The organism is Lysobacter sp. Hz25 (assembly GCF_046097045.1).
GTDB classification, from domain to species: domain Bacteria; phylum Pseudomonadota; class Gammaproteobacteria; order Xanthomonadales; family Xanthomonadaceae; genus Lysobacter; species Lysobacter antibioticus_B.
Window position 1 is genome coordinate 2,101,607 of the sequence record NZ_CP175666.1, and the last position, 17,848, is coordinate 2,119,454.

Annotated in this window: 26 protein-coding genes; all 26 read right to left on the reverse strand. The window is 64.2% G+C overall.

Annotated elements, in window-relative coordinates; translation table 11 throughout:
- Positions 1-2: 2 nt before the first annotated feature.
- The gene (locus tag ACKN61_RS08875; RefSeq protein ID WP_408953174.1) at positions 3-2,192 is read right to left on the reverse strand and encodes a hypothetical protein; all 2,190 of its coding nucleotides are present in this window, start codon (positions 2,190-2,192) and stop codon (positions 3-5) included.
- A gap of 39 nt (positions 2,193-2,231) precedes the next feature.
- On the reverse strand, positions 2,232-2,639 hold the full coding sequence (locus ACKN61_RS08880) for a hypothetical protein (protein ID WP_408953175.1): 408 nt from the start codon (positions 2,637-2,639) through the stop codon (positions 2,232-2,234).
- A gap of 28 nt (positions 2,640-2,667) precedes the next feature.
- Positions 2,668-3,132 (reverse strand): hypothetical protein, encoded by a 465-nt coding sequence (locus ACKN61_RS08885; protein ID WP_408953176.1) that lies wholly within the window; start codon positions 3,130-3,132, stop codon positions 2,668-2,670.
- Entirely contained in the window at positions 3,129-5,255 is a 2,127-nt protein-coding gene (locus ACKN61_RS08890) for a hypothetical protein (protein WP_408953177.1), read from the reverse strand. Before ACKN61_RS08890 ends, ACKN61_RS08885 begins: the two co-directional genes overlap by 4 nt.
- 3 nt (positions 5,256-5,258) lie before the next feature.
- Positions 5,259-5,858: a hypothetical protein gene (locus ACKN61_RS08895; RefSeq protein WP_408953178.1), complete on the reverse strand. Its 600-nt coding sequence runs from the start codon at positions 5,856-5,858 to the stop codon at positions 5,259-5,261.
- Between the two features lie 79 nt (positions 5,859-5,937).
- The gene (locus ACKN61_RS08900) at positions 5,938-6,891 is read right to left on the reverse strand and encodes a hypothetical protein (protein WP_408953179.1); all 954 of its coding nucleotides are present in this window, start codon (positions 6,889-6,891) and stop codon (positions 5,938-5,940) included.
- 107 nt (positions 6,892-6,998) lie between these two features.
- Positions 6,999-7,712, reverse strand: coding sequence for a capsid assembly protein (locus tag ACKN61_RS08905; protein WP_408953180.1), 714 nt, complete (start codon positions 7,710-7,712; stop codon positions 6,999-7,001).
- A complete protein-coding gene (locus tag ACKN61_RS08910; protein WP_408953181.1) occupies positions 7,712-7,867 on the reverse strand; it encodes a hypothetical protein in 156 nt (51 codons plus the stop codon). The genes ACKN61_RS08905 and ACKN61_RS08910 overlap by 1 nt, the downstream gene beginning before the upstream one ends.
- Positions 7,864-9,432, reverse strand: coding sequence for a portal protein (locus ACKN61_RS08915; protein ID WP_408953182.1), 1,569 nt, complete (start codon positions 9,430-9,432; stop codon positions 7,864-7,866). The genes ACKN61_RS08910 and ACKN61_RS08915 overlap by 4 nt, the downstream gene beginning before the upstream one ends.
- A complete protein-coding gene (locus tag ACKN61_RS08920; RefSeq protein WP_408953183.1) occupies positions 9,425-9,592 on the reverse strand; it encodes a hypothetical protein in 168 nt (55 codons plus the stop codon). The genes ACKN61_RS08915 and ACKN61_RS08920 overlap by 8 nt, the downstream gene beginning before the upstream one ends.
- On the reverse strand, positions 9,592-9,780 hold the full coding sequence (locus ACKN61_RS08925; RefSeq protein WP_408953184.1) for a hypothetical protein: 189 nt from the start codon (positions 9,778-9,780) through the stop codon (positions 9,592-9,594). The genes ACKN61_RS08920 and ACKN61_RS08925 overlap by 1 nt, the downstream gene beginning before the upstream one ends.
- Before the next feature lie 65 nt (positions 9,781-9,845).
- Positions 9,846-10,316: an adenylate kinase gene (locus tag ACKN61_RS08930; protein ID WP_408953185.1), complete on the reverse strand. Its 471-nt coding sequence runs from the start codon at positions 10,314-10,316 to the stop codon at positions 9,846-9,848.
- A 79-nt stretch (positions 10,317-10,395) separates the two neighbouring features.
- Complete coding sequence (locus ACKN61_RS08935) at positions 10,396-10,578, reverse strand: hypothetical protein (RefSeq protein ID WP_408953186.1); 183 nt, start codon at positions 10,576-10,578, stop codon at positions 10,396-10,398.
- Positions 10,575-10,772 carry a hypothetical protein gene (locus tag ACKN61_RS08940; RefSeq protein ID WP_408953187.1) on the reverse strand — a complete coding sequence of 66 codons (198 nt, stop codon included), beginning with the start codon at positions 10,770-10,772 and terminating at the stop codon, positions 10,575-10,577. Before ACKN61_RS08940 ends, ACKN61_RS08935 begins: the two co-directional genes overlap by 4 nt.
- The gene (locus tag ACKN61_RS08945; RefSeq protein ID WP_408953188.1) at positions 10,748-11,572 is read right to left on the reverse strand and encodes a phage exonuclease; all 825 of its coding nucleotides are present in this window, start codon (positions 11,570-11,572) and stop codon (positions 10,748-10,750) included. Before ACKN61_RS08945 ends, ACKN61_RS08940 begins: the two co-directional genes overlap by 25 nt.
- The gene (locus tag ACKN61_RS08950; protein ID WP_408953189.1) at positions 11,559-11,780 is read right to left on the reverse strand and encodes a hypothetical protein; all 222 of its coding nucleotides are present in this window, start codon (positions 11,778-11,780) and stop codon (positions 11,559-11,561) included. Before ACKN61_RS08950 ends, ACKN61_RS08945 begins: the two co-directional genes overlap by 14 nt.
- Before the next feature lie 41 nt (positions 11,781-11,821).
- Entirely contained in the window at positions 11,822-12,049 is a 228-nt protein-coding gene (locus tag ACKN61_RS08955) for a hypothetical protein (protein WP_408953190.1), read from the reverse strand.
- Positions 12,046-12,273, reverse strand: a complete 228-nt coding sequence (locus ACKN61_RS08960) for a hypothetical protein (RefSeq protein ID WP_408953191.1) — start codon at positions 12,271-12,273, stop codon at positions 12,046-12,048. The genes ACKN61_RS08955 and ACKN61_RS08960 overlap by 4 nt, the downstream gene beginning before the upstream one ends.
- Positions 12,273-12,524 (reverse strand): hypothetical protein, encoded by a 252-nt coding sequence (locus ACKN61_RS08965; RefSeq protein ID WP_408953192.1) that lies wholly within the window; start codon positions 12,522-12,524, stop codon positions 12,273-12,275. Before ACKN61_RS08965 ends, ACKN61_RS08960 begins: the two co-directional genes overlap by 1 nt.
- A complete protein-coding gene (locus ACKN61_RS08970; RefSeq protein ID WP_408953193.1) occupies positions 12,451-12,783 on the reverse strand; it encodes a hypothetical protein in 333 nt (110 codons plus the stop codon). The genes ACKN61_RS08965 and ACKN61_RS08970 overlap by 74 nt, the downstream gene beginning before the upstream one ends.
- Positions 12,780-13,106 carry a hypothetical protein gene (locus ACKN61_RS08975; RefSeq protein WP_408953194.1) on the reverse strand — a complete coding sequence of 109 codons (327 nt, stop codon included), beginning with the start codon at positions 13,104-13,106 and terminating at the stop codon, positions 12,780-12,782. The genes ACKN61_RS08970 and ACKN61_RS08975 overlap by 4 nt, the downstream gene beginning before the upstream one ends.
- On the reverse strand, positions 13,103-13,366 hold the full coding sequence (locus ACKN61_RS08980; protein WP_408953195.1) for a hypothetical protein: 264 nt from the start codon (positions 13,364-13,366) through the stop codon (positions 13,103-13,105). Before ACKN61_RS08980 ends, ACKN61_RS08975 begins: the two co-directional genes overlap by 4 nt.
- Before the next feature lie 59 nt (positions 13,367-13,425).
- Complete coding sequence (locus tag ACKN61_RS08985) at positions 13,426-15,348, reverse strand: DNA polymerase (protein ID WP_408953196.1); 1,923 nt, start codon at positions 15,346-15,348, stop codon at positions 13,426-13,428.
- A complete protein-coding gene (locus tag ACKN61_RS08990; protein ID WP_408953197.1) occupies positions 15,349-15,942 on the reverse strand; it encodes a hypothetical protein in 594 nt (197 codons plus the stop codon).
- Positions 15,939-16,205 (reverse strand): hypothetical protein, encoded by a 267-nt coding sequence (locus ACKN61_RS08995; protein WP_408953198.1) that lies wholly within the window; start codon positions 16,203-16,205, stop codon positions 15,939-15,941. Before ACKN61_RS08995 ends, ACKN61_RS08990 begins: the two co-directional genes overlap by 4 nt.
- 162 nt (positions 16,206-16,367) lie before the next feature.
- Positions 16,368-17,831, reverse strand: a complete 1,464-nt coding sequence (locus tag ACKN61_RS09000; RefSeq protein WP_408953199.1) for a DnaB-like helicase C-terminal domain-containing protein — start codon at positions 17,829-17,831, stop codon at positions 16,368-16,370.
- Positions 17,832-17,848 lie beyond the last annotated feature (17 nt).

The window sequence follows — 17,848 nt, forward strand, 5'->3', positions numbered from 1 at the left end:
GATTACTGTCCTTTTGATTTCCGCGCAGTGCGGTGCTCTTGTAGGAAGTCCATGAACGACGGAAAGTCCTTGCCGTCCTCGGTAATGGGCTTGGTGCGGTTGTTAAATGCCTCGACCTCATCAGTGGTCATCAGCGACGGACCGCGCTTGCCGTCGTACCAGGGCGTCAGTCCGGCGCGCTCGGCGCCAACCCGCTGCTTGAACTTGGCGGACGCGCGAACTTCTGCTTCCTTGCGCTGGGAGTCGTACTCGACACGAGCTTGGGCCACTTCCAGCGGATCGAAAGTGATCGGACGGCCGGTCTTCGGGTTCACTACGGGATAGCCGTTAGGCAGCATCAACGCGAATCGGTTCGGAGCGCTCGGCAGCGGCGACGCGTACACGCCGGCCTGGAGTTCCTTTGGAATCACCCCATCCGTAGCCAAGCTCTGCGCCCCGTCTCGCACAAATGCGTCAATTGCGGGCTGGGCCGTCGGTCGCGCGCCACCGCGGGGCACCATGCGGCCATTTACTTCGATGAGATCGCCAAGCACCAAGCGTTCGGCCACAGCCAGATTGTCCAGTGGCGATGCATTGGGATTGGCGAGAGCGAGGCGTATTGCGCGTTGCTCGATTTGCGTCTTCACCTCACGAGTACGGGCCGCGCCGCTGGGCAAAGTAGGCCGTTCCTTATAGAACTGCGCCGTGGCTTGGCCGATCTCCCGCGCTACGTCCACGCGGCGACCTTTCGTTGCGCCGGTAGGCAGAGCTTGAATACTCTCTTCCGGCGTCATGCCGAACTTCGACACGTTGTCGTGGTGCTGCGCGAACAGCGTTGCATTGCTCTCCGACAGGTAGCGGTCGGCGGCGATCGGATCGATCTTCACCAACTCGGCGTAAAGGTTGTAGTTCGCGGTCAGATTGCGCGAAGTGGTGCGGCCGAGCATGTCCTTTAGCTGGGGGATGACGATGCCAGCGCGGGTGTAGCGCTCGATCACGGCCTGCTGCACCTTTCGGTCGCCGCCGGTGACCGCCGCGGCCCATTCCTTTTCGGCCGACTTGCTCAGCTGCGAGTCTGTCAGCGACAAGGCGTTCCCTGCGTTTATAGCCGCGATCACCTGTTTGTGTTCCTTGGCGCGGCGGGCTTCCGTTTCCATGTGCTTGAGGCCGGCGTCGTTCTGATCGATCCAGCGGCGCACGAAGGCGAGGCGGTCCTTGCCGTGCATGCCGACCTTGTCGGCAAGGGCGTTGATGTCGCCGATCGCAAGCTGGCCCTTGGAGGCGCGCCCCTGAAGCTGGTACTCCATGCCGGACAGCATCTCGGCCTGCGCCTCTTCGTACTTGCGGGCACGGACGGTGGAGCCGGCCGCGACGGCAGTCTCGAACTTCTCGCCCCAGCCGGTCCGATCCCACAGGGCGACCTTGGCGGCACCGATGGGCTTTTGGAGCGCGGCCTTCGCGTTCTCCGGGTCGATCTGCCCGGTCTCGATCAGGTCGATGTAGGCGCTCGACAGGATGTCGTCTGCATCATCGTCGTCGAGGTAGGCAAATGCCTCTGTGTTGAGCGCGGCGCGGAAGCTATCGACACCGGCGGGCGTCAGCAGCGAGCCGTCCTGCACGCCGTCGCGGGCGATCTGGCGCAGGTTCTCGGCCTGGCTGTCGAAGATTTCCGCCAGCTCGGTCTTTTGGCGGAACTCGACCACCCCTTCCTGCATCCGCTGGATCGCGGGCTGCATCTCCTTGAGGATCGCCGGGTCTTGGAACTCGGGCGCCTTGAGCATCTCTGTCATGCGCTCTTGCATAATCGGCGCGATGTCCTCGCCAGGCCGCAGCCCGGCCGTTGCCTTGGCGAGTTCGAGCTTGGTGGTGTGGATGCGGTTTGCGGCCTCGGTCAGGTAGTAGCCGCGGCGATAGCCGGCGGTCTTGTCCGCGAGCGACTCCGTCGGCTGTGCCGCGGTGCCACCAAGGGACTCGACGGTGCGATCCTTCTGGCCCTGGGTCTGATCCTCGGCGTCTTTACGCACCGCATGGTCGGCCTGGAGGCGCGATGCAGCGGCACCGAGACGGCCGAACACGTCAGCGGCGACCGAGCCCATGGCGGAATGTCCGCGGGATGAGTCGAGGTCGGCCTGCACGCGCAGGTTGGGCGCGTCGGAGTTCCGCTGCGCGGTTACGGTGCGCCGCGTGATCTCTTGCTTCTTGAAGCGCGCCATGCGCGGTCTCCTGGTAAGTGAGGGGAAGGACGCCGGGGTTTAACCCCCGGTCGCCCCTTTACGTCGGATCATGTAGTTCTGATAGCCGCTCATGCCGGTCGTGGCTGCGCCGCCGATGCCCTGGACCATCTCGGCGTTGGCGCCGCGGATGCGAGCGTTGGCCTCGGCCGAGCTGGCGAGGGAGCCGTTACGGCGATTGGTCTCGATCAAGGCAACGTCGCGGCCGGCCTGGCCCATCACGTCGATGCTGATCGCATCCACGGAGTTCCCGCCGATGGCGGCCTCTGCTGCTGCGGCCCGGGCTGTGGCGCGGAGGGCGCGTGCCTCTTCCATGCGCTCGTTCTTCTGCGTCGCTGCGGATGCGTCGATCTCGGCCTGTTGGACCTGGAGCGCATCCTTTGTCGCCTTCTTCTGCTCGCTGTTGGCGTAGACCGCGCCTGCGATCATGACCGCGGCGGTCGCGATGGTTACCGGCTCACACACCGGTGCCAACCCGATAAAAGTAGCGGAACGGAAGGCGAGCGACGCCGTAGGGCACGGGCTCGCCGAGCGTGAAGCCGGCCTTTACCAGCCAGGCCTTGGAAACCTCGTTCTCGTCGTCCACGAAGTTGTGCAGGATGGCGAACTGTTCGAGCCAGCCCTCCATGATCCGCGAGGTCTCCACTTGGAAGACCTTCGGGTCTTTCGTTAGGCCGTCGGTGCCCAGCATCCACACCGCGGCGGACATGCCGCCGTGATGGGCAACGCCGAAGATGCCCTCGGGCACGCCGTCGATTACGGCGGTGAACGAGTACGTCGAGGTGGACACCGCGGCGCACAGTGCGTTGAACGGCGTGTGACCGTGAGAGGCGGCTACTTCGAGAACATCGGACAGCCGCATGCGATCCGCGACCGACTGGATATCTTCGGTCGTCGGCGAGCGATACATTACTTCGGTCACACTTGGCTCCGGGAAGAGAACAGGGCGCGGTATTGCGCGGACTGCCACCAGCATTGGTAGGGCAGGCGATTGACTAGGGAGATGCGCACCTGGTCCGATCGGGACTGCACGGGGAACCGCTGCTCGCCCGAGTGGAACAGCGGGGCGTTGAGGCGGAACGTGGAGTCGTTGAGCGTGCGCGCGGTGAACAGGCCGGCGTGGCTCGCCAGGTAGGTCTGCGGGTCGGTCGAGCGCCCGCGGGTCGCCACCTCCACCTCGAAGTAGGCGGCGTCCTTGTAGGCGACCGTGATGTCGCGTACCTGAAGGCGGCCGACCGTGATGGCTTCGTTGTTTCGGTCCCGCAGGTACGGCCTGGTGAGGTCCGCCCGCGTGACGTAGCTGAGGCCGACCGCGAGGCGGCCCGCGGCGACGTTTCCGGGGAGTCGGAGCGTCATGCCGCCGTCTGCGAGCGTCGCGCCCTGTAGATCGACCAGCGACCCCGCGTCCGCCCAATCGTCCGTCTTGGCGACCACGACGTTCGTGAGTGATCCGAAGGCGTATGGCAGGTTGATGTCGGTGTAGTTGCCGAAGGGGTAGTGCGTCGGCTGCTGGACGGTGAGGCGGTCGAGCATGAAGCTGTAGTCGGCGGCGAAGTCGCTGTCCTCGGCAGCGAGGCTGAGCGACATGCGCAGCATCTCGACGCCGGTGGACGACCCAAGCTTTCGGGCGAGCACGTACAGGTAGCCGTCGATCACCTTGAGGTGGACGACCCGGCCGACGCCGGCGATGTCCCATTTGCACCAGGCAGACTGCACCTTGTCGGTGCCAGCCCAGCGCACGAAGTACGCATACAGCTGGTGCGGTGCGTTCTCTTGCGCGAGGACGATCACGTCCGCTTCGGGAGCGCCGGCCATAGCGCGGACGCGGCCGGGGATGTAGCGGGGGACATGGCTCGTTACGTCGGCGGCGTCGCCGGTGATGCTCACGTCGTCCACGAAGTATTCGCGGAGCGTCGCGAAGGCACCGGTGTCGGCCGCAAAGTACAGGCTATCGCCCAGCATCTCCGGCTTCACGTACCGCGAGCACTCGTAGTTCACGAGCGGATCGACCTTCGGCGTCTTCGGCGTCAGGAACGGGTCGGCGGTCATCTGGAAGTTGGCCCGGTCGCCGAAAAGGATCAGCGAGGACTCGTAAGAGATCGCATGGCGCAGTGAGGCGACGCCGTCGGTGTTGACCGCGAAGTCAACCGGGTCGGAGTCGAGCAGCTGCGTGACCGAGGTGCGCCAGAAGTTGAACGGACGGTCCACCTCGGACAGCGCGCAGTTCTCGGTCGAGAGGAACCCAACGCGGCTCCGGTGGTGGAACACGTCAACGATCTTCTCCCCCACAAAGGACGCAGGGATGTTCGTCGATGCGTCGCCGGCCAGCCGCCCTTCCCACTCGGGGGCACCGAAGGAGAAGTAGAAACCGTCGCCGTGTATCGGGTCGGGGATACGCTTGAGCAGATGCGGCATGGTGTTGCGGTCGAACCGGTGCTGGATACCCGGGCGGGCGACCTCCAGCCACACGCCAGCGCCAGCGCGCTGCACGTAGTAGTTGTCGAAGTCGTTGCCGGATGCGCCGACGATCTCGTAGATCACGCCCGGCGGCTCGGGGATGCTGCCGGTCGGCTTCGGGAGGTCGGTGAAGGTCTGGACGGAGCCCGTCAGTGCACCGGGGGAGAGTTCTGTGTCCATCTTGACGACTCGCTCGGTGTTCACGATGAAGGTCGTGTCGGCCAGCGTCATCGTCTTGAAGACGGACCAGGGCTGGAGCGAGGTCGCGAGGTACTGGAGCGCGTTGCCGGTCGGCACCACGTCGTACTCGTAGCCGGTCATGTGGTTGAACACCCGGATCGTGCCGTTACCGATGACCACCACGTAGCGCTCGAAGGCGTCGCGAACAATGGAGTGGTAGTGCGCCATCGGATCGAGGTCGTCGGCGAGCACCTTGACGAACTCGGCCGGCGGACGCTTGCCGGTGCCGAGTGCGGTGTGCAGCCAGGTGTTAATTGCTTCGCTGAGTTGGTTCGGACTGCGGACGGAATCGTCCTGTTGCGATGCGCCACCCAGGAACGACGGGTAGCGGCCAGTGGTCAAAGCCATTGCTTAGCTGCGATTTCCGATTGCGGACGTATCCGGGTCGTCGTTGATGAAGTTGTGGCATTGAGCGAACTCGAAGTCGTCCTGCTCCGATGCCAGGAGCGCGTAGGTCGTGCTTTCGTGCTCTTCGGTAAAGTGGTCCTGCGCCTCGCTGCCAAGCACGTTCTTCTGGAAGATGCGCGCCGCACGGATGGCGATGTACCGCCGCGCCGTTTCCGGCAGCAGCTCGTACTCGTAGAACCATGTGACCTTCGCGACCGGCGGCGACTCAGGGTCGAACACGTCGGTCCGATTGCTAAGGTCGTAGAGGAAGTTGTTGCGGTGCGTGATGCGCACCGTGCCGCGCCCGAGGGGCGTGACTCGAATGATCTGTGCGACCAGCGGAACCTTGTTCTCGGCGTTGAGCGTGAAGGTGTAGCTGTCGTCTTGGTTGAACCACCAGCCTTTCGACTGAACCTCACGGGAGATGCCGTGAAGAGTCTTGATGGCGATGGCCGCGTCGGTGTTGCCGACGGTGTCCAGGCTGCTCACGGGCATTTCGCCGATAGCGCCCAGCATCTCGTTTACCGCATCGAGTTCCGTGGTCAGAACGATCGGGAGTGCCATGAGTGTCCGTAGGTGAGTGGAAAAAAAAAGGGTGCCTCCGATAGATTGGAGGCACCCTTGGGGTGAAGCAGGCTGAGCGTTACGCGGCCTTCGACAGCTCGATGGCGCCATCGGCGCGGAGTTCGCCGTGGCCCAGCGCGTACTTGGACAGCATCAGGGTGCCCTGCTTGTTGCCCTGGTAAACGTCCTCGACCGACAGGCCGAGCAGCTGGAGGGTGCCGACCGATGCACGGTGGAAGATGGTGCCCACGGTGTTCGAGTAGTCGGCGCGGTACTTCGAGAGCACGCTGGTGTCCGCGGTCTCGTTGGTGTTCGGCACGCAGTTGATCTTGACGATCGGCAGGCGTGCGATCGAGGCGATCACGGCGTCGTTGTAGCTGCCCTTCGAGTCGGTGTTGATGTCCTTGTCGATCAGGTCCTTGTTCTCGGTCAGCAGGTAATACTGAGCCGGACGCAGGGCGGCGGTGTAATCCGACGGGTTGTCCGAGAGGTTCTTCTCGTCGAACACCTGGCGCGCGGCACGGAATGCACCGGCGAGGACGGTGGCGCTGGAGCCCATGGTGGTGTTCTTGATGACGGCACCGCCCGGCTGGCCTTCCACGACGGAGGTCGTGATGCGGGCTGCACGGATGGCGCAGCGCAGCTCGTTCATCATGCGCTTGCGGGCCAGCTCGTAGCCCTGCTGGCGGGTGTACTCGCCGCGCACGTCGAAGTGATTCATGGCCTCGTCGATGTTCGCGATGAACGCGTCCGAGATCAGCATCGGGTCGAGCGTCAGGATGCGCTCGTTGTGATCGACGGTCTGACCCAGGATGTCGGTGCCCGGCACGTGGTAACGCGAGCCGATGGTGCCGATGGCCGGGAAGGAGGCCGACTTGCCCGACGAGATGGAGCGGACCATGATCCGACCGTCCAGCTTGTACGCTTCCACGAAGGCCGCATCGACCTCCGCGGTGTAATTCTTGATGAACAACGCCCAGTCGTCGCCCGCTTTGTTGATCTGGCCGGGACGCGACGGGATGGAATCTGCCATTTAGTTCTCTTGAAGTAGAAGGGGTGTTTGACGCGGGTGCCCGCGGTCTCGCAGGTCTTGGGTTTGGGTCGGAGCGCCGCTGTGGTAGCCGGCGCCCCAGGTGTGGTTTAGAACGTGGACGCCATCAGGCGCGCTTCGTGTGCCTTGCGGTACGCCGGATCGGTGCGGTAGCGCGGATCGTTGACCGCGGTGCGAACTTCGGCTTGCGAGGCGTAAGGCGTGACGCCGCCTGCGGAGCTGGTCTTACCGTTGAGCAGCGTGGCCTTGCCGGCGTTCATTCGCGCGACCAGGCCGGCGACTGCCAGCTTCGCCTGCGCGGCGTTGCCGGAGCTGATCGTGGCGTTGAAGGCGTCGATGTCGCCGTCGCTGAGGTTCTGGCTTGCCCAGGCGGTCAACGCGGCGTAGCCCTCCTTGCCTTTGGTGCCTTCGTACAGCTGGGCCTCGTAGGAGCTGCGGCGGGCCTTGAGGCCGTCGAGGTAGACGTCCACCGTGGCGGAGTCGAACCCGGCCTTTTCCAGCTTCGCTCGGGACTCCTTGCCCAGGTCGCCGGTCTCGGCGAACTCTTTGGTGAAGTCGTCCTGATTCAGGCCAGCGGCCGTAAGCACGCTCTTGACACCGGCGTCGCCCGCTTCGTCCTTCGGCTTGATCGCCAGGTCGGCGTTCTTCGAGGGCTCGGGCGGGGCCTTGAGTGCCTTGTGGGCTGCGACCAGCTCTTCGACGCTGGCGAAGCCGGCGTAGTCGGGAGCGGCGTTGCCGCCGTCGGCCGGGGGTACTGCGGTGCCGTCGTTCGGCGGGGTGCTTCCGGGGTCGGCGGTGGACATCAGTTACGCTCGATGGCGACGGCGTTGAGCAGCACGGTGCCGTGCGCCAGCTCGGTCTTGATGACGTTGGCCGGCAATTCCGACTTCGCGGTCTTGGTCGGCTTCACCAGCGTTTCGAGCTTGGCGTCGGGGGTGCTTTCGGTCTTGTCGGTCATGCGGGGGCCTGTGGTGTGGGTAGTTGGTTTGCCATCGCGTTCGCCATGTTCGGCGCAGCGCGGACAGCAGCTTCTTGCATTGCGGCGCTCTGATCGTTCGCTTCAACGGTCTCGGGATCGAGCACCAGGCCCTTCGTCGAGATGTCCGCTGCGGCGCCGAGGCGCGACAGCCATTCGCCAGCGTCGATACGGCGCTTGAACTCTTGCTCGCCCAGGACGGCCTTGGCGGTATCGCCGAAGCGCACCAGCTTCTCGAAGTCGTGGCCGCGGCCAAGCGCTGCGGTGCCCACCGTGATGCGCGGCTTGATGAGACCCTTCGGCATCTGCGGGACGGAACCGTCGTTCTGCTTGCGGGCCAGGATGCGGCGCACGATAGGCGCGAGAATCTCCGGGCCAAGGACCGAGTAGATGCCCGCTCGGTTGTCTTCGAGGACGCGGGCGAGGTACTGAATCTCTTCCTTGGTCACGCGGTCGCCGCTGCGCTGGATCGCGGTGCCGACGCCGAAGACCAGCTCAAGCGCCTTCGCGGTGTCGGCAGCTTCCTGCCGGACGAACGTGAGGTCTTGGAACTTGTCGAGCGTGAGCGCGTCGATGTCGCCACGAGAGCCACGGACCACGGCGCCGGATTCGGCCTTCGTGAACTGCTCGACCTTGAGGGTCGAGTTCGGCTTGAGCATCCAGATGATCTTCGCGGCTGCGGCGGCGGCCTTACGGATCGCCTTGCGTAGCGCTTCGAGCGTCTCGAATTCGCCGCGGAAGTCCTCGATCAAGCCGCGACCATAGTCGTCGCCGGGGGACCGCGGGACTGCCATGGTGATCCACGGGCACGCGTCGATGGGGTATTGACCTTCGGAGTCGGGGATCATCACGCCCTCGACCTCCTGGTACACGAGCCAGTTCTCGTTCGACTCGTCGCGGTAGATGCGGGTATACAGCTCCACGTCTTCGGAGAGCTTCTTGATTCGCTCGGTTTCCGATACGCCCTGCAAGATCTGATTACGCACCGGCTCGGGTAGAACCTGGGGCGCGATCATGTCGAGGGTGACCATCTCCAGGATCGTTCCGAGGCCGTCCCGATCGACCACGTAGGACGTGAGCGGGTACAGCTTCGATGGACCGGTGTCCGGGATGTAGAGCGTGAAGTTGCCGCAGTAGACCGCGTGCTTGAGACCCTCGGCGAGGGTGGCGCGGACGGCCGCCTCGGTCTCGATCTCGTCCATGACGGACCGCTCGATCTCGGACAGCGCCGTCTCCAGCTCGCCCTTCTGAATGCCGGCCTCGTCCATCAGGTCTTGGGCGACGGACAGGTCAGGCGCCATCTTGAACGGGGTGATCGCGACGGGCAGCATGGCGAGCAGAAGCTGAGACGCCTGGGCGTTCACACAGCGGGCGCCGGTGCCCTGGACGGGCGTGACGTGGCTGGACTTCTTCTGCTGCGGATCGGTGTAGAGGGCCGGGATCGTGATGGCCGCGCAGCGCTTGGCGCGCGACTCGGCGTCTTGGCGCTTGGGTTTGAGATCGGTGTAGCGTTCTTTCGCTGAAACGAAGCCTTTCGACTCAGCCACGCGGGATGGTCAGTCCTGCGTACTGCTGCGGGGAGTTGAGGTCCAGCCGCAGGTCGCCCTTCTTGCGCTTGGCGGCGGCCTGGTTGGAGGCCTCGCCGTCGCGACGGGTAATCAGCAGGTCAGGCGTAGGGGTCGCCTTGGCCTTCGGGGTGCTGCACATCAGTAGCGGCTCTCGCGGGATTCTTCGAGATCGACCCGGCGACGATTGAGTAGAAACAGAACCAGGCGCCGTTCCCCCGATTTCAGCAGGAACTCGTCTCGATCCTGGGCGGGGTCGTAGATGACCTCGGGGTACTGCGCGGCCAGGTGGTCGATCAGCTCATCGGCCGTGAAGGGAATGGATTCCAAGGTTCTCCTTAGGTGTAACTAGAATGGGGAACCCTTCGGGTTCCCCTCTAGAACCACTGTTTTATTCAGGCCGCCAGCAGCGAGGCAAAGTACGCCAAGCGGTGCCGTGGGCCGTCATTGCGGAGGGAGCCGTTAAGCAGGTGCCGGCTCACGCCCGCCTCGCTGACGTGCTCGCTGACCGCAACGGCTTCGTCGCGAACCAGCTCGATCACACGCCCCCCGAGGCTCTGCACGAACTCGGCCTCGTTGTCGAAGCGCACGTCCGAGACCACTACGCCGGATTTGCCGTCCCGCTTGGCCCGTTCGATGGTGCGCTGCGCGATGATCAGCCACAGTTCGTCCGCGATCATCTCGCGTCCCCATTCGGTGCCGAGGGTTTGCATCATGCGGCGCGGGGTGATGCCGCCGAGCCAGGTAAGGGGCTCTTCCTTGAGCGGGCCGTCGGTCAACTGCTCGATGGTGAGGCCGGTAAGCTCGGCAACGAAGCTGCGGATCGGCCCAGCCAGGGTGATCTTGGCGAAGCCGTGGTGCTCCACCAGGTAGTCGGCCAGGGTGTCCTTGCCGGAGCGGGCACGGCCGGTGATTCCGATGATGTTCAGGGGTTTGTCTCCTCGGTCACTTAACGGCCGCTTGCAGCAACCGGCGGGCCAGCTGGGCCTCGCCGTCGCGGACGCCCGTGGCGTAGGCCAGGCCGCCGTCGGTGGGAATGGCGGGGTTCTTGGAGTCGATCAGCGTCGGCTGATCGGCGATGCCGCGGAGCAGGAGCGCCAGATTCGGGCTGAGGGTCAGGGCCTTCATGCGAAGAACCTCACGGCCAGCCACGACCAGGCCGCGAACGGCGCCCAGTAGGCGTGGGCGCGGGTCGCACCTACGAGAGGCGCGGCAGCGCCACGGGAGGCGATGACCACGTACCACAGGAACGACCACACCAGGGTGTAGATGGCGGCGACGAGGACGGCGACTACCGTCAGGAAAGCGAAGATGGTTTCCACAGGAGAACCTCGTTGGTTTTGTAGTTGAGATCGCCGTGCCGCAGGATGCGGGCGAGGCGTGCTTGAGTCAGTGCGTCGGCGGCCGTGAGCTTCTTGGCCTCGTAGGTCTTCACCACGGCGGCCCACAGGGCGGCCAGGTGTTCCTCGACGGGTGCTTCGCGGAACTGCTCGTGGACCGGCATGAGCGCCGCATCGGCGTTTACGGGGCCGCAGCGGGGGAGACCGGTGTAACCGTCGGTGCTGTCGCCGGTGAGCGTCTGCTTCATCCAGAACAGGTTTGCGTCGTGCTCGGAGATCGTGAGAGTTCCGAGGTCGGGCTTCTGCGGATTGAACAGGCGGCACGGGATGGTGCGAAGGTCTTTGTCGATCGAGACCACGATGCGAGCGTTCGGTGCGCGGCGAGGTGCCGGATGTGTCGCGAGTGTGCCGAGGATGTCATCGCCTTCGAGCGAATGGCGCATGACCACCTTGTCCTGATACTTCTCGCGGATGCATTCGTCCACGAAGTGCCACAAGGTCGGCCGCGGCTTCTCGTGCCGGGATTGCTTGTACGAGCTGAGCACGTCCTTGCGAAAGTTGTGCTCCGGGCAGGACAGGGCGAGCACGAAGTCGGTGGCCTTGAACTTGCGCACCAGGTTGTCGATCTCGCCGTCCAGGTCGTCGCGCGCTCGGTCGTAGTCGAGGATTTCCGTCACATCGCCGTCGTCGTCCCAGTCGATCGACTTGGTGTTGCCGTAGGCGAGCTGGTGGCGGAATACGTCGGCATCGATCAGGAGCGTGAGAGGCTTACGCTTGGGCACGAGCCCACTCGATGACAGCGTTGTAGTTGCGGCTGAACAGTTCCTTCGGAACCTCCACGACCTTGCGCTCGACGGCGGGCCAACGGTGAACGAACCGGCCGTCGTGAGTCTCGGCCTGCTCAAAGCCGTCCACCAAGCGCCACTGCCAGGCGCCGTTCTCTACGAAGCCCTTTACCGGCGGACCTTCTGGAGGCTGCACGGCGGACAAGTAGAGGCTGTCCCCGGCGCCTAGAAGAACTACGCGGCGACTCACAGTTTCACCTGCTGATCGTGCATGTGCGTGATGACCCTCTGTTCCAGCTGGGAGAAGTCGGCGTTGACGACGTGCCAGCGGTAGGGCTTAAAGGATTCCAGCCGAGCCAACATGCGGAACAGCGGGTCGGTACGCTCCCGGTACTCGCGATGGAGCCGCGCCAGCTCTTCGCGTATGTGGTGCTCCGGGAAATCCATGAAATAGCCGTCATGGGGGTCACTCACGGCTGCACCTTGCGCATGACCAAGTTGACAACGGTGTTTCCCGTTTCCATCTCGTAGAACTGCACAAGGCGCAGTTGAAGGCTTTGGAACGCACCGTCTACTGCGCTGTCCAGCTCGTCCGCCACCGAGGCCAGGATTGCGGCCTGCGCCTTCGCTTTGAGCTGCGCCTTGGCGTCGGCCAGAAACAAGCGGAGCAGGTGATCGTCGGGGATCGTGTTGCGCATCACGGCTTGCCGCCTTCGAGCTTACGAGCGCTCTCCAGCTGGCCGTTGCACCGGGTAACCGCGTCTTCGGCCTGGCCGGCGAAGTTGATGATGGATTTCGTGGTGGACACGGGATCGAGCATGACCTCGACGAGCGACGCGTGGTCGCCCTCGATCACGCACGGTTGCAGGAACGGATTACTGGCGGTATGCCTCACGCACGCCGTCAGGAATACGCTCGCGCAGATAATCGCCAGCAGGCGATGCTTCATTGGAGACCTCGTTGATTCGGGATTGGGTTTGCGCTCGGCGCTTGCGGACACCGGCGTCGAACTCGGCGCGGGTCACCATCTCTTCGGAGACGGTCTCCAAGCGGCGGGACACGTCGGCGAGCTGGTCTTTGGTCGCGCGGTTCTCTTCGGCGAGCTTGTCGTTCCGGCTGCTAAGCGTGGTGTAGTCGTAGATCAAGTACGCCAGGACCGCGAGCAGCACTGCGCAGGCGACGAGCTTGAGCTGGGCGAGCGGGGTCACCGCGGTCGCCTCACTTCCCGCACTTCGCCATTGAAGATCGGCGCGCAGTCCATGACGTACTCGACGCGCCGTTGCGGATCGTCCGGCGTATTGCCGCGAATGATCTCGCGGCCGATCCGGCTTTCGAGGCTGCGAATGATGTGCTCGCCATAGCCGTTGTCGTCGAGCAGCTCCGAGCGCAGCTCTTGATGCACGGCGTACACCTGACCGTTGATGCGGGCGCTGATTCGCAAGGCGACGCCGGGACCGCTGAAGTGTCGGTCGCGTGCGTGCGTGCCGAAGATATCGATCTCGCAGCAGTCGCTCAGTTTGGGGATTCTCATGAGTTCTCCTGGTAATAGCAGGCGACTTGCAGAAGTTCCGCAGGGGTCGCATCGGATTTGATTTGGTTCGCGCGTGAAGAAATGACGCGCACGTTGCCGCGCACGTAGCCCAGTTCGGGCTTGATTCGATCCAGCGTCGGAGAATTCGGCCCCTGCGCAGCGGCGCCCGCCGCTCGGTAGAGGGGGATGCCTAGCGCAGGGCAGAAACGCGGCACTTCCACGTCCTCGACGGTGAGGTCGAATGGAAGCCCGCGTTTCAATGCCCGACGTTTCGCAGAGCGCACAAGGACGCCTGCGGGATTCGTGTTGCGTTGCTTTCTCAGTGGGTTTCAGCCCAGTTGTTGCCGATCTTGTACTCGCCGGCCAAGGGACAGCGGAAGCCGAAGTAGTCGCCGGCCGCGGTGATGGATTCCACTGCGGTTCGGCCGACCAGCTCGGCGTACTCTTCATCGACCTCGATCTGCCACTCGTCGTGAACGTTCGCCACGAACTCGTAGTTCACGCCCGGGACAAGCCCGAGTTCCTGCAAGCGCGTATCGAGGATGTGCAGCGCCTTCTTCATCACCAGGGCTCCTGCGGATTGCAGCAGCGTGTTGAGGGCTGCGTGGTCGGACCGGATGTGAAGCCGGCGGCCGTCGAGGCCCTTGATCCAGCCTTTCTTCGCCGCCTTCTTGACGCCGGCAACGAGCTTGCGGAGCGCCGGCAGGCCCGCGAGGAACTGCTTGCGGAGAATGCCGCCGGCCTTGCGGCCCTTGCCGATGATCGAGCCGATCTTCCCGTCGCCCGCGCCGTACAGGAAGGCGTAGATGAAGGTCTTCGCCGCGTCGCGGTTCGGTAGACCCGCGGCCTCCATGTTGACGGTGTGGATGTCGCCTTCGAGCAGGATGCGTGCGTAGGCGCCGCCGTCGTGAAGCGCCATGAAGTGAGCGAGGCAGCGAAGCTCCAGCCCGGACGCGTCGGCGCCGACTAGCTTCTTGCCCTTCGGCACGGTGAACAGCTGGCGGCACTCGTAGCCCCAGCCGCCCTCCAGACCCATGAGCACGCCACGCTTCTTGCAGTGTTGGACCTTCGGGACCTGGGCCATGTTCGGGCCGCTGTGGGTCATGCGCCCGGTGACGGCGGCGTTCTGATTCACGCGGCCGTGGATGCGCCCGTCCTTCTTGCTGACGGCGTCGATCCACGCTTCGGACTTCTTGGGCTTTGCCTTGCTCGCCTCGCCGTTCTTGAGCAGCTTCGGCGCCGGGGTGGCGCACTGGCTGAGCCGCTTGGCGACCGTGAGGTACTCCAGCAGCAGCGGTATCTCCGGGAACTTGAGTTCGCTGAGCACCTCTTCATCGATCTTCGGCTTGCCCTCCGGTGTGAACACCGTGGGCTTCCAGCCGTAGAGCGTCTTGAGTCGGTTGGCGATGTGGTCGCGCGAGCCGGGGTTGAAGACGTACTTCTTGACTACCCGGTACGGCTCGCCCTTCACGCGGCCCCGCACCTTATCGTTGCGCTTGGCGATCTTCTCAGCGCCAAGCTCTTCCCACGGCGCGAACACCTTGGACAGCGCACTGGCGATCTCTGCTCGTTTCTCCAGCAGCTCGCGTTCCAGCTTGTTTGCGCGGGCAGCATCGAAGAGAAAACCGTAGCGCGTCTGCCTGGTCAGGATCGGCGCAATCGCGTGTTCGAGGCCGATGGCCTCATCAGACAATCCCTTAGACATCAGGAGAGCGAACAGCAGCATGGTGACCACCACGTCTTGTGCGCAGTAGTCGTCCATGTCCTGATTCCAGGCCGCCCAGGGGTCGAGCCCCTTGGCCTTCATCATTTCCGAGTAGTCGCCCTTCCACTCGCCCAGGCGGTAACCCCAGGCTTCAAGGGAGTGCCGACCCACCATCTGACCCGGTAGTCGCCCGGGCTTCTTCTTGAGGGTGTTGAAGTCCCGATCACGGAGGTCCGGGTAGATCAGGGTGGAGAGGAGCAGGGTGTCGATGGCGCGCTTGACGCGGAAACCGGGGAATACCTTTGCGATTGCGGGGATGTCGAACCCGACGATGTTGTGACCCACTACGAACGCCGCGTTGCGTAGCAGCTCCACGGCTTCGGCGACAGTTATGTCACCGTTGACGTTGTTCGCCTTGATCGGCGGCCCTAGCGATGTACCGTCTAGGGCCACCGGCCGGAGGTGGATGCAGTGAATCTTCGTCAGTTCGTCGAGCAGGCCATCGGTCTCACAATCGAAGCCGTAGCCTCCGATCATTTACGACTCGTGCCCGGTGCCGGAGACCGGAACGCGCGCGACATAGCGTCGTATACGGCGCGGGCGGGCGTTCGGCGTGAGCTTGATCCCGACCAGGCTGTAGCCGTAGTCGTTCTCGTAGTGCTCAATGCGCTTCGCCGTCCGCTCGGTGCCGTTGTTGTTCTGCAACTTGAGTCGTTTCTTTCGGCAATCGACGCGGGCTTGGTTAGCCATGACGGTCCGCAGCTCGGTGGCGCCGCGAATGCCGCCGGCGTTCACGACGAAGTAGGCGGCCAGCTGGCAGCATCGGAAGTCGAAGCGCCCGACGTGATCGAGCGGCTCACCGTAGACCAGCGACACCAGGTTGAACTCTTTCCCGCACGGTGAGAGCCAGCCCTCCGATCCACCTACCTTGCGGAGGTGGGTGAAGCCGGCTGCCGACATCTCGTTGACGGCCCGCAGGTAATGGCCGTGGTTGCGGAAGAACAGGTCGTAGTCCTTGACCGGAGTGCCATCGTAGTAGGCACGAAGGGCGCCACCCGCGAGGATCGAGACCTCGCGAGCACCCTTGGGAAGCACCGCCAGGATCGCCGCGGCGTAGGCCCGGAAGGTCACGACAGCAGGTCGTTCAGGCGGGAAGCGACGCGATGGGCGCGGCCGGCTTCGCTGCGCTTGTTAACGGCGGCGCGGATCATCTGCGCGGCTTTCTCTTCGGCCACCTTGGCTTCGGCGTTGTAGCGTTCGCGCGCGTCCAGCAGGCGGCCGTGGGTCGCGTGCAGCTGGGCGGCGATGGCCTCGACGCTTTCGGCCGGGCGGATGTAGAGCAGGATTGCGCGGAAGCCGGCGGCGATGGTTGCGGCGATCTTGGGGTTGCTCATTCGGGTAATTCCTCGGGTGTGATATGGACGACCACGCGGCGGCCTGGCTTCCCAAAGCGGGAAACGCAGGCGGCCGGGGTCTTGGGGAGTTCGTAGGGCAACGCCAGGCTCGCAGCAAAGGCGAGGGGAGCGTCGATGGGGATGTAGCCGACGTGACTGCGGCTAGTAATCGGTGCCGCCGGATTCATCGGCGAAGCCGTTGTCGTCGTACTGGGGTTCGCTGCACTCCACCAGGCGTCCCGTTTCGGAGACGTAGCGGAGATACAGGCAGTGGCCGGTGGCCTGGCCGGTGAAGCGATCCTTGAGGATGCGGAACGTGGTGGTACTTCGTTCGGCCAGGTCTTCGGCCTGCTGGTTACGCTCCATGCCGAACATGAAGTGGCTCCAGAAGCCAATGGCACGGGAGCCCTTGAAGTGGCGAATCATGACGCGACCGCCTTCCTCGTGAGGCTTGCCCTCAGGTGTAGCCAAGTGCGAGATGAAGTAGAAGCAGACGTTGTACTGCTGGGCGAACTTCGCGATCTGGGCGGTGATCGACTCCAGCGTCTTCTTTTCGTCATCGGCCTCGGCGGCGAACGCGGTCAGGTGGTCTAGGAAGATGTGCTTGACGCCCTCGACGAGCACCATGTGCTTCATCTTGGCCTTGACCACCTCCCAGTCCGACGAGCCGAAGTGGTCATACAGGAACACGTTGCCGGTGGCCTCGATCTTGTCGAAGGTCTCCGAGAGTTCCTCCTGCGTCCATCCGGCGTCCGGCACATGGAACCTGCGGTTCGCATGCTTGCCCGCGAGGCGCTTGCCTGTTTCCGTCGGCGGTTGCTCCAGGTAGAACAGACCGCATTTCTCGTTGAGGTCGATCGCAGTGAACTCGACCACCTCCATGAAGAGGTCCGTCTTGCCTACGCCGGTGCCGGCGCCCAGCGCGTACACCTCGCCGTAGCGTCGGCCATGCGTCAGCCGCGTCAGCTCCGGCCAGGGCCACGGCAGGCCGACCTGTACCGGGGCGAGCACGCGGTCCTTGAGCGAACCGAAGGTGACCACACCATCGGGGCGCACGGTCTGCGCCTCGTAGATGCAGCTCACGATCGCGCTCTCCATGCCGGCGACGAGCATCTCGTTCGGGTCTTTCAGCGGCAGCTGCGCGATCCGGGCTTTGCCCGGGGTCAGGATTTCAGCGACCGCTTCCGCGGCTTCACGGCCGGGCTCGTCCATGTCGAACATGAGGACGACTTCGTCGAAGCCCTCGACCCATTCGATCTCTCGCTTGATTGCCTGCACCGCGCCCTGTGCGCCGTTCGGCAGGGACACCACGGGCCACTTGAGGTTGAGCGCCTGGGCGACCGAGAGGCAGTCGATCTCGCCTTCGGTGATGACGAGTCGGCGCCCCGGCTGCCACAGGTGTTGGCCGAACAGGCCGGCTTGCTTGGAGTCGCCTAGGAAGGTGAACTTCTTGTCCTTGAAGCGGAGCTTCTGGCCGACGATCTGCCCGTCACGGCGGTAGTTCGCGATCTGACACGTCTTGTCGTTCTTGTTCTTTCCGACCCAGTAGCCGAACTTCCGGCAGGTCTCTTCGGTGAGCGCACGTGCGCCGAGCGCCTGTGCCTCACCGCTTGCAAAGTCTGTCATGCGCCTCGTGGTGGTTG